This window comes from Gimesia fumaroli, assembly GCF_007754425.1.
In the GTDB taxonomy this organism is placed as follows: Bacteria; Planctomycetota; Planctomycetia; order Planctomycetales; family Planctomycetaceae; genus Gimesia; species Gimesia fumaroli.
The window spans coordinates 2,073,659-2,088,667 of the sequence record NZ_CP037452.1; the positions used below are offsets into that span (position 1 = coordinate 2,073,659).

Below are 15,009 nucleotides of genomic sequence, written 5' to 3' on the forward strand. Positions count from 1 at the left end.
GCTGTTGTCCCGTGAATTGCGATTTACGATTTGCGTCCTGCCTCATTCCAAACTGCAAGTGCAAATAAAGTTCTTCGACTTGGTTGTATAGTTGTGCGTGCAGTTTTTTGTACACTTTTAAGAGGTGAAGTGTTTTTTTGTTTCTGGTTTTGTTGATCATTCTTCGGTTACTACCCTCATAAAGTGTCATTTTTTCGAAGTAACAGATGAAAAAAATATTCTAACTTATTGTCAGTCTTCAGAAATAACCTAAAATTTACAGAACATTAACGTAATAGAAGTGTTTCTTATCTTGCCAGCAACGTGATAGTGACGGTTTTCCTTCTCCACGGCTGTTATCAATTCTCAGGGCCCGATGTTCATTTTAAGAAACCAATGATCTGATTTGTCATACACTGTCAAAGTTTTTTGGGGCCACTTTTCGTCATTTACTTTTTATCAGGAAATCTATTTATGCGATCGAAGAACGTACACAAAAAAAGAGGCTTTACGCTGATCGAGTTGCTGGTGGTGATTGCCATCATTGCGATTCTGATTGCATTATTACTGCCGGCCGTGCAACAAGCGAGAGAAGCTGCCCGACGCAGTACGTGTAAAAACAGCCTGAAGCAGATGGGGATTGCCTTGCATAACTATCACGATACGCACCGCACGTTTCCCCCGGGAGCTGTCTTCTATGGAACTACTTCTGCCCCCGCAGATGGCCGTCATGTAAACTGGGGAACAACCTGGGTTGTACAAATTCTGCCGTTCATGGATCAGGCGCCGTTGTATAACAATTACAACATGTCGTTACCCGCTCAAAGTGCAAATTCCAATACGGCGGATAGTGTTCTGCAGACCAAAATCCCGATGCTACGCTGTCCTTCTCAGCCTGGTGTGGATCGATTTTTATTAACACAGCCCGCTGGTGGTAATTTTTCAAAAATCACCTATGCTGGTTCTGTCGGTTCAGGTTCGACACTGGATATTGCTGACTTCAACGACAACTCTCGTCGTGGGATCTTCAGCGCGATCGCTCAGAACGGTGCGAAAATTCGCGATATCACCGACGGGACGACCAACGTGATTATGGCCAGTGAAATCGTGACTGGTACCAATACCGGCGATGACAAGGGGGCCTGGGGCTGGTGCACCGGAGCATTGTTTAGTGGAACGAACGAAAATGGTGTGTTGACACCCAATACCAGTCAGGTAACAGACCGGACTCCCTATGCGTCCAATAACACTTCAGACAAGAACTATAATCGACGTAATAATCCGGATGATGTCAATGCAGGATCAGGTCAGGCAGCGCGCAGTTTCCACGTAGGTGGTGTGCATGCATTGCTGGGTGATGGCGCAGTCCGATTCATCTCGGAAAACGTTGATCAGACCACCTATCTGAATCTGCTCGCGATTGGTGACGGAAACACCATTGGTGAATACTAAGCCGGATCTGATCTTCGATCGTCAATGAGAGTTTGCAGCTCCAATCATTTCTATTGGAGCTGCTTTTTTTACTTCAATCCAAAAGGCATAGAGAGATGACTGGTCACTTAATGTTTGGGAAGAAACTGCTTTGCTGTTTTACTTTGGTCTTGCTGATGACCGTTTTGACTGCCTGCGGAGGACCTGCTGCAGCTCCGCAGGCTGAACATACGCGAAACGAGGTCGCGCAAAAATCAGTCGAAGAATTTGTGGCATCTGCGAAGAAAAATCCCAAGAATGCAGCCCAGAATCTCTCCGTGTTGATGGAGTCACTCGAAGCGTATGCCAGCGAGTATGAGGGGCCTTATATTCAATTAAGAGACACCGCCAAAGAACTCCAGTCACTCTATCAGAGTTCGGCTGCGAAGGACAAAATTGAAGCGCAACTGGATGCACTCAAGCAGCAGGCGGAATCTTTATAATCGAGAGACTATGCCGAATTAATATAGAAAAGTGATCGCATGAAACATCTCATGCGATCACTTTTTTTGTCTCTGTATCTTCAGCTTCAATCTTCAACTGTGAGAGATTGAATCGTGCCGTTCGTGTTGAGATTTTTACCGAACGAGAGTATGGCTGTGATACGCAGGTCAGGATAACCAGCAATCGTTACCGTGGGCGGAGTTAAGTATCCGGCACCTGGATTGAGAATCCTGATTTCAGTTACTTTGCCGTCTTTGATGATCGCCGTCGCGCTGGCAGGAGTGTGTTTCCAGAGATTCCCTCTCCCAGGCTGGTAGCGGTAATAATTCGAGACCTCATCCAGCCGTTCGTTGGTGATGCCGTGTTTACCCAATGCATCCAGCAGTACTTTTTTATTCGCACGGGCTCTGGCTTCGGTCGGATGCCCGTTCCGTGCCGGTTTCACATTGCTGAAGGCATCTCGAAAAACTTGTGCTTCGACACCCAATGCTGCAGCGATGAGGGCGACTGGTCGCCCGTGATCGCGGGGATCGGTTTCGTATCCGCCGTTGAACAGCACGGTGCCAGCAGGGGCATCTTGGGAAACGGGAGTTCGCTCGGGACCTTCGAATCGATCTTCACCAGGATATGGTGCGGGACGTGGCGGGCGACCGCGTTCCGGACGGCGGTGATGGTCGTCTCCTGGTCTCCGCCCCTGTTCGTGTCCTCGTTCATGATCTGGTCGATGACCATGTCCGCGGTCGTGTTCTGGTCTGTGTCCTCGTTCGTGCTGTGGACCATGTCCTCGTTCGTCTTCCGGGCGAGGGGGGCGTGGCAGTTCCTCACGCGTCAATTTTCCGTCTTTGTCCCAATCCAGTTTTTTCAGAACGGCTTCCGACTGTTCGAGTTCCTGCGCGGAAATCTCGCCATCCTGATCGGTATCAAATAATCTCAGGATCGGATCGGGAGGCGGTGGACCCGGACGACCGCAATTCCGGTCACTACGCGACTTTTGAGACGAAATACCGGTGGTGACTAAACCAGCGATAGCAACGAACGCAATAAAAAACTTCATCAGGATGACTCTCCTATTGGGGAGAATAGGGACATGATTCATCACTGTTCCACCAATGCCGTTTGCCGCTATTGGTTGGAATAATGACCCGCTGCTGAAACTAACGGGGGCCGGGGGAGATCACTACCGGTTTTTTAAAGATAATTTCAGAGAATCTAGAATTGGAAGCCGATTGGAAAGGAATCAATTACTCGCTGCCCTCCAGTGCGAACCAGGCCTGCATCTGGTAAGAGCAGTTGCACTGCGATGATCCATCGGGGACGAGCACCAGACCGCCGGCGGGGATGGCGTTGATGTAACAGCCCAGCCGGATGCCGCCGAAGTTTTCGACACCTGCCTTGCGGGTCAGGTCGACATAGCCGAGTGTTGCCGAGCGGAAGACCATCATGTGTTTGCTGGCGGAGATCTGGCCACAGCCGTAGGAACGGTCAAATTTAAAATCGAGGGGCGTCCCCGTCTTCAAATTCCAGGCGCCTCCTTGGGCATAGATTTTGTCGCCGTTGATCACGGGGTGCGACTGATACTCGGCTTTGATATCCCAGATCCGTTTGCCCGTTTTCGCATCGATGGCAGCCATGCGACCACCGACTTCAGAAGGGAGTCTGAAGAATTTGTGCCGGATGCCCTGATAGAACATCAGCAGGATCTCGTGATCTTCGGAAACCGCAAGCTGAGTACCGAAGACGTCCTGATTTTCTTCCCAGAGATCTTTTCCCGTTTTGGCCTGGAAGGCTTTCAACTTCCCTTTGCGCTGTGAGTCTTCCGGGAGGGGAGGATTGGGACGGCCGTTCCGTCGGGCTTCTTTGATGTGATCGGCTTTGGCGATTTCGCGGTCGACCAGATAGACGCTGTTTTTGCCGATCGTAATTGCGTTGTTGCGAATCGAATACTCGGGGTGATAGGTCCAGAGTACATTACCTGTGTTGGCGTCAATGGCGAAAAAGAGTACCGATTCATTCCGCAGCTTGAGGCCTTTATATCGCGGGCTGGTGTAATGCGCGTCGTTGCTGACGGTGCCATAAATCACACCCTGATGATAACCGAGGTAGCCCCAGTTCTGGTTTGGATCGTCGCGGCTGACCGGCGTTGAAATCTTTCGCACCAGCTTGCCGGTTTTCAATTCGATCTGATGGCAGAATGCATCTTTGCAGACGAAGGCATAATCGCCACCTAGACAGAAGTTGCTGCCGACTTCTGCGGTACTGACATCATGATGAATGCCATTCATGTCGATGAGATTATTCTTGAGTTGGTATTTCCAGAGTGTATGCCCGTTATAGGCGTCAAGTCCGCACAAACCATGCAGGCCGCCGACGACCATCACGCCCCGGTTCACCAGCGGCGCGGGACCCTGGCCGTGACGATTGGGAATCTGAAAGTCCATGTCACGATACCAGTACATCTTGAGCGGCCCTTTGACGATTTCGTCATCCGAATTAACCGTGTTGGTCGAATTGGAATACTGGTGTGTCCAGCTGCCGGCCCCTTGCAGGTCGGCCTTGGTTTCCACCTCTAATTTTTCAACAGGTCCCCAGCAGAGTTGACCGCCGTACGGTCGCTGAATTCGGCGAGCTTCCTGTAACAGAGCCGGGCTGACTTTTCGCTCCAGCGACGTCGAGCAGATCACCAGATTTGCAAAGTTTTTCGAATAGGGCAGGTGCTCCGGATCCGCAACATGCACGGCGACACGTGAACCGTACACGCCAGCATCAGCTAACATTTCGCGTGCTTCATTGGCTTTGGCTTTATCTGGCATGACCACATAAATCTGAAACTCGGTCTGCCGGGCCAGTGCGAGTGCCAGGTTCGCATTCTCGGCTCCAAGGTCGACGCAGATCCCTGTTTTGACATCAGTCTTATTAGTGATGGCTTTTGCCGCCTGTTGATAAGTCGGATTGACTTTGACCGGTTTTTCTGGAGCGTTTTTACTTGCTTCCGGCGGTTTCGCATTCGCAAAGCAGCAGATCACGCCCTGGTCGGTGCTGGCGACGAGACTTTCCTCGGCGGCCGCCAGTCCGCGAACGGTGCCTTCAATTTCGTGTGACCACCAGGTGTTGGCCTGGGCTTTATAATCAACGCCGGTGACTTTGTTGTGAGAACCGCAATACGCGTCGTTGCCGGCGATGATCACATCGGTAATGTTGTAATCCAGCGGGATCAGGCGTTTCTCTTTGAGCTGCCGGACCGATATCGGCGTGCCTTTGCGGTCGCGGGTTTTCTGGTCGGACCATTCACTGTAAACCAGTGATGGACCGCTGCCGCGCAGAATGCCCCGGGGTGTCGCAGCCATCGGTCCGGTTCCCGGTTGCTGTGAGAGATCGCCCGTTTTCTGGTCGAACAGGCAACCGGCGTTACAGAAAAAGCGATCGGTGAGCATCACGTCAGAACCGCCGCGCTGCTGATTTTTCTGCAGGTGATAGTATTGAAACTTCCCGGTCGCGCGTTCGAAGGCAGCGGGAACCGCGCGTCCCGTCGGCATGAAGATCTGGTTTTCGTTGGCAGCCAGGTATCCTTGTGACGAGACGCCGCTTTTCGCACTCGCGCCGCCATGCGGCTGATTCATGAGTAACTGCCCCGAGTCCTGATTGCTCCAGACCACGTCTCCGGTTTCCGCATTGAGGGCATAAAGATAAACGCCATCAGAAGGCCAGACGCCAGCGGCGAAATAAACCTGATCGCCGACTACCACTGGGCCGCCTCTACCCGGCCAATGTGAGATGAGCCGATCGTTGCCCATGATAAATTTCCGTTTTGGTCCGCCTTGTTTTTTCCAGAGCAGGGAACCGTCTTCGATCGATAATGCGTACAGATTGCCGTCATCGCTGGCGACAAATACGCGGTCCTTCCAGGCAGCGGGGGCAAAACGGATCGGGCCTTCGGTGAAAAACTTCCACTTGAGGGCGCCCGTTTTCAGATCGAGGGCATAGAGTTGATCGTCGGTCGAATTGCCGAATAGCACCGTCTGATTCACAATGATCGGCTGAAAGACTTCGTCGAATTTGATACGCGTGTGTGTGGGCCAGGCAGGCGTTGGTTTTTGTTTGGTTCGAAACGTCCACTGCAGCTCCATCCGCGTGGGCAGGGGATCTTCGGTGAAGCCGGTTCGGGCCGCATCGCCCCGATATTGTGGCCAGTCGGCCTGGGTTGTGCAGGGCAGGAAACTAAGAGCAAGCAGGAAGAGAAAAGCCGGCAGGTTTTTCATGGAAGCCTCGGAGCGTCTGGTTCTGGTAGGGCGGGTTGATTGGAGTGTTTTGATTTAGTTATGGTAAACCATCGGGCGGGTCTTGTCACCGATAACCGCGAAAAATCGACTCAATCAACGTAGAACTTGAACCAGCGAATCAGGCTCACGTTCTGTTCGTAACACCAGAACGTCACGAACAGACTACCATCAGACAGACGGGTGATGTGCGGCGCACCAAATTTGAGAGCAGCGAAGTTTGCGGACATGTTCTCGCCGGTTTTTGTTGTTCCGTCCAGCGACTGATGTCCCCAGAGAGGCCATTGGTCGAGATTACTCCATTCTCCCTGTGCGTTGAGTTGAGAATGGCAGGCCCAGAGCCCGGGTTGATCCAGCCGCCGATAGACAGAAAGCAGACTACCGTCGTCCATCAGGTAGGGCGTTAACGTCTGGCCTGCTAATTGCGTGGAAGCGGGAGCCGACCACGAAGCCCCACCATCATCACTGAAGGCATAATGATTGGGGCGATCTATCTTTGCCGCTTCATCATAACACCAGGCAACCGCCAGCAAACGGCCGTTGGGTAATTCAATCACCTTCGATTCCCAGAAGATCAACTGTTTTTCGACGCTATGCATGATATCGAGGTATTCCGGCCAGCTTGTTCCTTGATCATTCGAAACGAGGGCCACCATCCGATTACCGTTTGGTAAATTTCCATCCCAGTCACGCCAGGTCGAGGTCGGCCAGAGCCAGCGTCCATCATTGAGTACGGTGATCGGGCTGCACATTTCAAACTCGGGGCCGACGAGCGGGGGCATCACTGTTTCCGGTTTGCTCCAGGTCGTTCCCTGATCGCGGGAACGCATCAACAGCAGTTCCGCAGGCACCAGTCCCAGCGTCTGCGGATTACTCAGGCCTTCATCGGGATGTTCGCTGCGGTCGTAGCGAATCAGATTCGCGATGAGCTCGCCGTCCGGGGTTGTGGCAACGCGTCCGAACGTGGACGTCACGCGGTCCGTTGTCGGTGGGTTGAGTTGCCCCTGATGGTCCCACGTTTGCCCCTGATCGTGAGACCGCGACCAGTGCATCTGCAGGTTGGTCGCCTCAAAGGCTTCGCCCAGCATATACGTGCTGACCAGCGTTCCATCGGATAAAACGGCGACGGAAGGAAAGTAAGCATGCACGCTCTTCACATGGGGCTTCTCGTTGCGAAACAGGATGCCGGTTTCCAGTTGGTTGAGTGGCATGCGCTTTCCTTGCTGGTGCGAATCGTTTTGTTTTTAGTGTTTCAGCTTAAGATCGGCCATATAAATCGCGGTGATCGGTTTTCCATTCTCGTCTTTTTCGTGGCTGGAATAATAGGAAACGCGCGCACGATCGGGACCGAGGATCAGAATTCCAGGATAGGAATTATCGCCGCCGCTGGGAAGCGACGCGAATTCGTGCAACTGATCGTCTTTAAACCAGTAGAGTGACGTGACGTATTTGCCGTTCTTACGCTGACGACCGCCGACGAGGTAGCGGTCACCCCATTTGGCGAGCAGCGGACCGCCGATATAGCGGTCCAGTTGCTTCCGTTCCCAGTGATCGAAAGGAGGCCGCGAACGCATGACCCAGGCGGGGTTGGAGCCGCTGCGGCCGATCGCCAGCAGGTCACCGTTTTTTTCGAACAGAAATGCGGTTTCGTCTCCCTGTTTTTCGTTGAACAGACTGGCGGTTTTCCAGACGAGGCCGTCATCGCTTTCCAGAATCGCCGTTTCAATGAGTTCGCGATCCTTGTTGTCTTCCGTAAAATTTCGAATGCGGCGACCACAGAGATAAGCTTTGTCACCATAGGCGGCAGCCCGCCAGATATAATGACCGTAGGTCCCTTCCAGCATGATTGGTTTTGACCATTTCGAACCATCGGCCGACCAGACGGCATATCCCAGATGTTGATTGATCGTTCTCGTTTTGGGAGGCGCGTCGCCGCAGTACCAGGTGCCGGTGTAGACGAACAGTTTGTCTTTGAAAATCAGAAAATGCGGATCGCGGACATCCCGCTTGGGAACCGAAAATTCATCGACCTGCTTCCAGTGTTCCGCGTCATCACTCTGCATGATCAGAATCCGCGAAGACGGAAACAGCATATGCCCGCCCGGGCAGGTGCGGAAGGTGAGATAATATTTCCCTTTGAATTCAATCATATCTGTGAATGCATTGTGTTCGCCGTTATCGAAAACTTTGCGGACGTTGGTGACTTCGACCTCGGGCAGGTCGTTATTTTCTCCTGCAAACGTTGAAGTCGAGAGCAGGCCACTGATGAGCAGTGTGAATACAAAAATAAGTGAGGGGGCGCGTTTGAGCATGTTGTTGAACCTCGAACAGGGGAAGAATTCAGTTGGTTTCCGGCGGTGAGATTAAAAGGTATTTTAAGTGCGACCGCATTACCGAGCGGGCACGTTCGACGTCGCGATCCTGAATCGCGCTGACCAGCTCAAAGTGCTGCCAGATGATCCGATCATTGACGTCGTCTTCCAGCACGGGCGATTCGCGGGCGGGATACGAATTTTCAAACAGGGTCGCCAGCAGTTTCTGCATGTCGGCGATGAGTGAGGAACCCGACATGTTTAGAATCAACCCATGAAACTGACGTTCGATTTCGATCCGATGTGGACGATCCTCGGGAGTGCGGGCCGCCTGTTTGAATTCTTCCGCGAGTGCCGCCAGTTGAGCAATCTGTTCCTCGCTGGCATTTTTGATCGCCAGTTCAATGGCACCGACTTCGAGGGCATAGCGAAAGTGAGCCAGGTCAGCCAGTTTTTCCGGTGACCGGGCCAGCGAAGGCAGACAATTCGCCCAGACCTCAATCGGGTCGGGATGACGGACAATGAGCCCTTTTCGTTTGCGACCTTCGAGCAGCCCCAGCGCGCACAGCCGATTGACGGCTTCACGGGCAATCCGCCGCGAGACATTGTATTCTTCGGCCAGTTCTGCTTCAGTGAGGAAGAAATCGCCATCGGTAAATTCGGCGGACTGGATTCGATGCCGAATGCGTTCGGACAGATCCAGGGCCAGCGAATTTGTCGGTTCTTTGTCTATAAGTGTCATTACAATGGCTGATTAAGATGTTTTGTTCTTGATTAACGGTGTAGAGTGCTTATTATATGGCATTTAATCTGTGTGTCAAATTCAAAGACGGAAATTCTGAATGACGATCTTGGAAGACCATTTCCTGGAGTGTGAGATCCTGATCGCAGGGGGCGGCATGGCCGGCTGCTGTGCTGCGATTGCTGCTGCGCGTTGCGGTGCCCGCGTTATTTTGTGCCAGGATCGTTCCGTCTTAGGCGGCAATGCGTCGAGCGAAGTTCGCATGCACATCGTTGGTGCGAACGGGACCGGGCACTTTGATCGTGGTGAAGAACTAAAGACTGAAGCCCGCGAAGGGGGGATCATCGAAGAGTTGCGGCTGGAGAACTGTGTCCGCAATCCGCAACGCTCGGCGTCGATGTTCGATTTGATTCTGTATGAAAAATGTAAAGCCGAACCGAATCTGATGCTGCTGCTGAATACATGTGTGACTGCTGTGAATTTGAACGGTGACCGAATTCAGCAGGCGATCGCCGAGCGACAGAGTACGGAAGATCGTTTCACAATCAATGCGGGAATATTCATTGACTGTACCGGCGATGGACGGCTGGCGGCGGAGGCGGGTGCGCTGTTCATGGAAGGTCGCGAAGGACAGACGCAGTTTCAGGAAAGACTGGCTCCCGAAACAGCAGACCATCAGCGGCTCGGTTCGACGATTCTGATGCAGGCCCGTCGATATGACCGATCGATGCCCTTTGTAGCGCCTACATGGGCGCGGAAATTCGACAAGGAAGAATTGAAGCTGCGGCTCTACGCGACACCCGGCGAAGAAGAGCCGACACACGAGTATGGTTACTGGTGGGCCGAGTGGGGCGGCACGCTGGATACGATTAAAGAGAATGAAACGATTCGCGATGAACTGCTGGCGATTGTGATGGGGATCTGGGATCATGTGAAGAACGGTCCGCCGGGGACATCTGCGGGCGATGATCCGTTTTCTGCATCGCATTGGGCGCTCGACTGGTTCGGTTTTCTCCCCGGTAAACGAGAGAGTCGGCGGTTTATTGGTCTGCACGTTTTGACCGAGCAGGATTTGCTTTCGTCCCGCGATTTTCCCGATGCCATCGCCTACGGCGGCTGGTCGCTCGATTTGCATCCGCCGGCCGGCATCGATGCACCAGGAGAAGAACCGTGTACGCAGCATCCGGTGCCGCACCTGTATAATGTACCTCTCTCTGCCTGTGTTTCTGCGAACCGAAGTAATCTGATGTTTGCCGGACGGAATATTTCTGCGACTCACGTGGCATTTTCTTCGACGCGTGTGATGGCGACCTGTGCGGCGATCGGGCAGGGCGTCGGCACCGCGGCGGCGTTTGCTGTTCGCGAACAGTCGAGTCTGACCGAGTTGATTTCGAATCCCGCTGTGATGAAGCAAGTCCAGCAGCAGTTACTACGCGATGATACCTATCTCGTCGGGATTACAAACAAAGACAAGACTGATCTGGCACGTACCGCACGCGTTACCGCCAGCAGCGAACAAGTAGGTTATGAAGCAGTGAATGTGATATCAAGGCAGACGCGGAGTGTGCACGGCGACCGGGGTGCACCATCGGAGCGGTCTTTTCCCGGCGGTCATCGCTGGATGTCTGACGCGGCAGACAGATTGCCGGCGACACTGTTACTGGAATGGGAGACACCGATTACGTTGAGTGAGATTCGATTGATTTTCGATACGGGCCTGCATCGCCACCTCACGCTCAGTCATCATGATGGATACACATCCAAAATGATCTGGGGAGAACCTCAGCCGGAGACAGTCCGCGATTATCAGATTGAAGTCGTCAGTGGTACTGACTGGAAGACCTTGGTGTCCGTCGTCGGCAATTATCAGAGGCGTCGCGTGCATCGGGTGGAAACACAATTGTCTGTGAGTCAATTACGTGTGATGGTGACGGCGACGAACGGAGTCGATCAGGTACGGATTTGTGAAATTCGGGTGTATTAATAATGTGAGTATCGGGGGCTGTTTTAAGCACTGTCGGGCAAGCCGACAGTGGCACCCGGTGAGTCGAAAAATATGGTTTTATAACTGATATATTGAAAAAAATAAGCGGGTCGGCGCTAGCCGCCGGTAAGTCTGATGAATTCAATTTGTGAGAGGATGAAAGAGTTTACCAGCATTGTCGGACAAACCAACAGAGTCACACGGGAGTTGATTTCTGGTAGGATGACGTGATGATTTCAGGTCATTCAATTCACAAACTGATGTTCGTGTTGGCGCTGGTGGGACTGCTGTTTGATGTCGGTCTGACCGACGCGGCAGATCTGGAAAGCAAGAGCCTCTTCCCGCGGATTCAAGCGGTTTCGTTTGACAGCGCTCATTTAAAGAAAAGCAAGCGGGCAGTGGTTGTGTTGCCGGAACATTGGCGATCAATCAAGCCGGCTGAGCGGCGCACGCTGGTGATCTTACACGGTCGTGGGCGGCACAAGTTGACGCTAATTGATGACAAGACGATTCGACAACAGTTGCTGGATTCCGGTCTGTTTGTCATTCTGCCGGACGGCGATGATGGCTGGTACATCAATTCGCCCGTACGCAAACAGGACGTGTATGAATCGTATCTGGAAGAAGTCCTCGCTGTCGTCTCGCAGCAATATCAGTTGCCGCACAATCGGAAACGCTGGGCGATTGCCGGCTGGTCGATGGGCGGATTTGGCTGCGTGAACTTTGCCGAACGTCATCCCGAACAGTTTGCCGCAGTCAGTTCGATCATTGGGCTGCTTGATTTCCCCCGCTCGGGTTTACCGAAAGGGCAGTCGTATAAAGTGCCCGTGGAGCGATTTGGTTCTGATGAAACGGTCTGGGAAGAGTTCAATCCACTTCATCGTGCGGAAAAGCTGAAGCGGATGTCGGTGCTCATCATCACCGCCGACCAAGCCTTTGATCGAACGATGAACGAACATTTTCGTGACCGGTTGATCAAACTCGACCAGCCGCATCAGTATGTTGAGCTCAAAGGGGGGCACACGTTTCCCGTGGTCAGGGAAGCGATTCCGTATGTGCTGCAGTTTACGAAACGGTCTCTGGGAGACGATTGATTCTTTCCAGATCGTTTAGTTCGAATTTCATTCGAACATCAATTGATTTCTTGTGATCAGCCTAAGGACTCAGGTATGATCAATGACAGTATTAGTATCACTCCTGCTTTCTGCTTGTGAGCCCCGCCGTGAAAAAAAACGTTCCCTTGTTTCTGTTTGTTGTTCTCTGTTCTCAGTTGTCTGTAATTGCTGAGGAAACGCCGCGGGAGCAGAATCTGTTGCAGAATCCGGATTTTCGATTGCGGAAAACGGCTGTAGCGGAGTCCGGGCGATCGATTCTCTGCTGGAATACGGATCGCTTTGGTGATGTGAGTGCGGGAGCGGAAAATGAGAAACTGAAAATTAAACCATCGACGAAAGTGGTTGCGATAGAGCCGGGTAAGCGGTTCTGGCAGTTTGCGACGCTACCTGAACTGAGGCTGCAGGCGGGGGATGTGGTGAGTCTGTCGGTCAACGGGTATCAGGAAACTAGTGGGGCACTCAAAGCGCGGCTCTGTCTGATGCTGGTTGAAAGCGCCGACGGTGAGTGGTCGCCAGCAAACTTTGATCTGTCAGACAAACGGACGTTTGCGAAGCATGGGCGAGGCGAATTGATTCGGGCGCCACAGCTGGTAACGTCGTCGGAGAAGGCCGGGCAGGAATTTGTGCTGCAACTATCCGGTCTCAAAGTTGACCCGCGGTTTGAACATCAACGCGCGTCGGATGCGTCCTTTCGCAATGTGGTGGGCGTGCTGGTCGAGTTTGTGAACGATTCTGACAAACGGGTCTGGATTCATTCACCAACACTGGTCAAGGGGGAGCAGGCAGTGACGGAAACGGCTTCCTCGCGTGCACTGCCGGACCTGTATCGACGAATTCCGCGGACGATGGAGAAACTGACCAGCGGAAAGCCGGTAACAATTCTAACACTCGGTTCCAGTATCGATCGCGGCAGTGCGAATCCGCGACTCTATTTTTATGACGAAGACCCCGCCAGCCCGCACTTTAAAGAGCCTTTGACCGACGCCCGGCCACGAAAGCCGGACTCGCTGAAACAACTACTGGCAGAACGCATGCAGCGGCCCGATCTGCAGGATTACGTCGGCTGGTCGCAACATTATTTCATGTATACCGGGCGCATGCGGCGGGAGTTGCTGCGGAAGTTCAATTATCCGGTCGAGAAGATTCTGCTCAACGTAATGGCCTGCGATGGTTCGTCGATTGGCGAATCTCACAGCGGCTTTCTTGAATATGCGTCGCTCGAACAGTCGCCCGATCCCGGCAATAACGGTCATCCCGCCGGCAAGACGTGGCAGGAACTGTATCCAGCATTGTTTGAAAATGGAAAGAAGCCGGGACCGGATCTGGTGATCTTCGGACACGGGCATAACGAGCATATTGACCGTCCTGATGAAATTGCCGCCTATGAAGGAGCCGTTCGCTGGTTTCAGCGACACTATCCCGGCGTGGAATTTGTTTCGTGCATGTGGATTCGTGATAAAGGGCAGCCGAATTCGATGACCGAACCGATGCAGCAACTCTGCGCGCATTACGGAATTCCCTTTGTCGATCTGGGGCAATTGTTGACGGATTTGAAAACAACCTGCAATCAGTACGCGCTGGCGCCCGATGGCGGGCACCCGGGAGCCGCCAGTCATTATCTCTGGTTCAAACAGTTGGAGCAGGTCTTCGAGATGCCTGAGAATCCGCAGCCAGGAATCCCGCAACGACAGTTGCCCGCGCGGATGAATGATTATGCAGCGAACTGGGAAGGAGAAATGATCCGCTTTGATGCTAACAGTCCGCGGATTGTAGACGGACGGATGATGATTCTGGAAGAGGCGGCCTTCAACCTCTGGGCGGATAACAAACGGGAGATGATGCAGTTAATGATCGATGGTCAGCCAGCACAAAATGCGGGACATGGACGGAGCAGTTTCACGCGTCCCAATCCGAGGAATTCGACCTTCGTGCATGGGCGGCTATCGCGCGGAGATCGGCACATCATTGAAATTCCCAACACAAGTGCGCGGCTCTCGACGGTCGATTGTAAAGTGGGATTGAACCGCCGGTTCTATGGCGTGGAGGCGAAAGGCTGGCGTGGGACGTCGCCCGTGAAGACTTTCAAATCGACGTGGGGTGCTCCCTATGGAGAGCAGGCGTTTTACCTGAAGCCGGGTGAAGCGATTGAAATTGAAGTCGAAGCGACCGATTTGTCGATCGCCTGGCTGGATCGAACAGAAGGAGGTACGCTGGTGACTGAAGTCGATGGTAAAACGGTCTGGTCACAACCGACCAGCGAACCGTTTACGGATTCACAGGGACGGAAACATTTCATCGAGAACCGCCGCGGCGTAACGGGATTACCGTTCGGTAAACATCGGATCAAATTGCAGGCACAGGAAAAACCGGTTTGGGTGCTGGGGCTGTTTTGTTATGACGGACGGTAGGCGGACCGCGAAAGGCTCGAAATGATTTCTACTACGAAAAGCACGAAAGACACGAAAATTTTCTGGTGTGGGTTGGTGGAGAGAAAATGGCTGGGTAAACGGTGTTTTGTGAGTCAGTCTGCCTCATGTTGACCGATGAAATCCTATTGGTTGCTCTACTATGAATTGTCTGCCTGGGCTGTGACCTCCTGCTCGCTGCGCTCGGCCCGAATTGCTTTCGGGACTATCCTCTAAAATTGCGCAAGTCTCAACTGTTAAATAGTTTATCGAATATGACTGAT

10 protein-coding genes are annotated in these 15,009 nt (G+C 52.8%); 5 read left to right on the forward strand and 5 right to left on the reverse strand.

Annotated elements, in window-relative coordinates; genetic code table 11:
* Positions 1-453: 453 nt before the first annotated feature.
* Together Enr17x_RS08135 and Enr17x_RS08140 are read left to right on the forward strand one after the other, a co-directional pair.
* Positions 454-1,431, forward strand: a complete 978-nt coding sequence (locus Enr17x_RS08135; protein ID WP_145307643.1) for a DUF1559 family PulG-like putative transporter — start codon at positions 454-456, stop codon at positions 1,429-1,431.
* 95 nt (positions 1,432-1,526) lie between these two features.
* Positions 1,527-1,892 carry a hypothetical protein gene (locus Enr17x_RS08140; RefSeq protein ID WP_145307645.1) on the forward strand — a complete coding sequence of 122 codons (366 nt, stop codon included), beginning with the start codon at positions 1,527-1,529 and terminating at the stop codon, positions 1,890-1,892.
* Between the two features lie 86 nt (positions 1,893-1,978).
* Here Enr17x_RS08140 and Enr17x_RS08145 read toward each other — a convergent pair whose 3' ends face one another.
* The 5 genes from Enr17x_RS08145 to Enr17x_RS08165 all read right to left on the reverse strand — a co-directional run bounded on the left by Enr17x_RS08145 (position 1,979) and on the right by Enr17x_RS08165 (position 9,221).
* Positions 1,979-2,947, reverse strand: coding sequence for an EF-hand domain-containing protein (locus tag Enr17x_RS08145; protein WP_198001025.1), 969 nt, complete (start codon positions 2,945-2,947; stop codon positions 1,979-1,981).
* A gap of 187 nt (positions 2,948-3,134) precedes the next feature.
* On the reverse strand, positions 3,135-6,149 hold the full coding sequence (locus Enr17x_RS08150) for an outer membrane protein assembly factor BamB family protein (protein WP_145307649.1): 3,015 nt from the start codon (positions 6,147-6,149) through the stop codon (positions 3,135-3,137).
* 110 nt (positions 6,150-6,259) lie between these two features.
* Entirely contained in the window at positions 6,260-7,378 is a 1,119-nt protein-coding gene (locus Enr17x_RS08155) for a sialidase family protein (RefSeq protein WP_145307651.1), read from the reverse strand.
* A 33-nt stretch (positions 7,379-7,411) separates the two neighbouring features.
* Entirely contained in the window at positions 7,412-8,479 is a 1,068-nt protein-coding gene (locus Enr17x_RS08160) for a hypothetical protein (RefSeq protein ID WP_145307653.1), read from the reverse strand.
* A gap of 28 nt (positions 8,480-8,507) precedes the next feature.
* Positions 8,508-9,221, reverse strand: a complete 714-nt coding sequence (locus tag Enr17x_RS08165; RefSeq protein ID WP_145307655.1) for a FadR/GntR family transcriptional regulator — start codon at positions 9,219-9,221, stop codon at positions 8,508-8,510.
* Between the two features lie 100 nt (positions 9,222-9,321).
* Here Enr17x_RS08165 and Enr17x_RS08170 point away from each other — a divergent pair, with 100 nt between their 5' ends.
* The 3 genes from Enr17x_RS08170 (at position 9,322) to Enr17x_RS08180 (ending at position 14,728) form a co-directional block, all read left to right on the forward strand.
* Positions 9,322-11,205 (forward strand): FAD-dependent oxidoreductase, encoded by a 1,884-nt coding sequence (locus Enr17x_RS08170; RefSeq protein ID WP_145307657.1) that lies wholly within the window; start codon positions 9,322-9,324, stop codon positions 11,203-11,205.
* 230 nt (positions 11,206-11,435) lie between these two features.
* The gene (locus tag Enr17x_RS08175; RefSeq protein ID WP_145307659.1) at positions 11,436-12,299 is read left to right on the forward strand and encodes an alpha/beta hydrolase; all 864 of its coding nucleotides are present in this window, start codon (positions 11,436-11,438) and stop codon (positions 12,297-12,299) included.
* Positions 12,300-12,427: 128 nt separating this feature from the next.
* On the forward strand, positions 12,428-14,728 hold the full coding sequence (locus Enr17x_RS08180; RefSeq protein ID WP_145307661.1) for an SGNH/GDSL hydrolase family protein: 2,301 nt from the start codon (positions 12,428-12,430) through the stop codon (positions 14,726-14,728).
* The last annotated feature ends 281 nt before the right edge of the window (positions 14,729-15,009 follow it).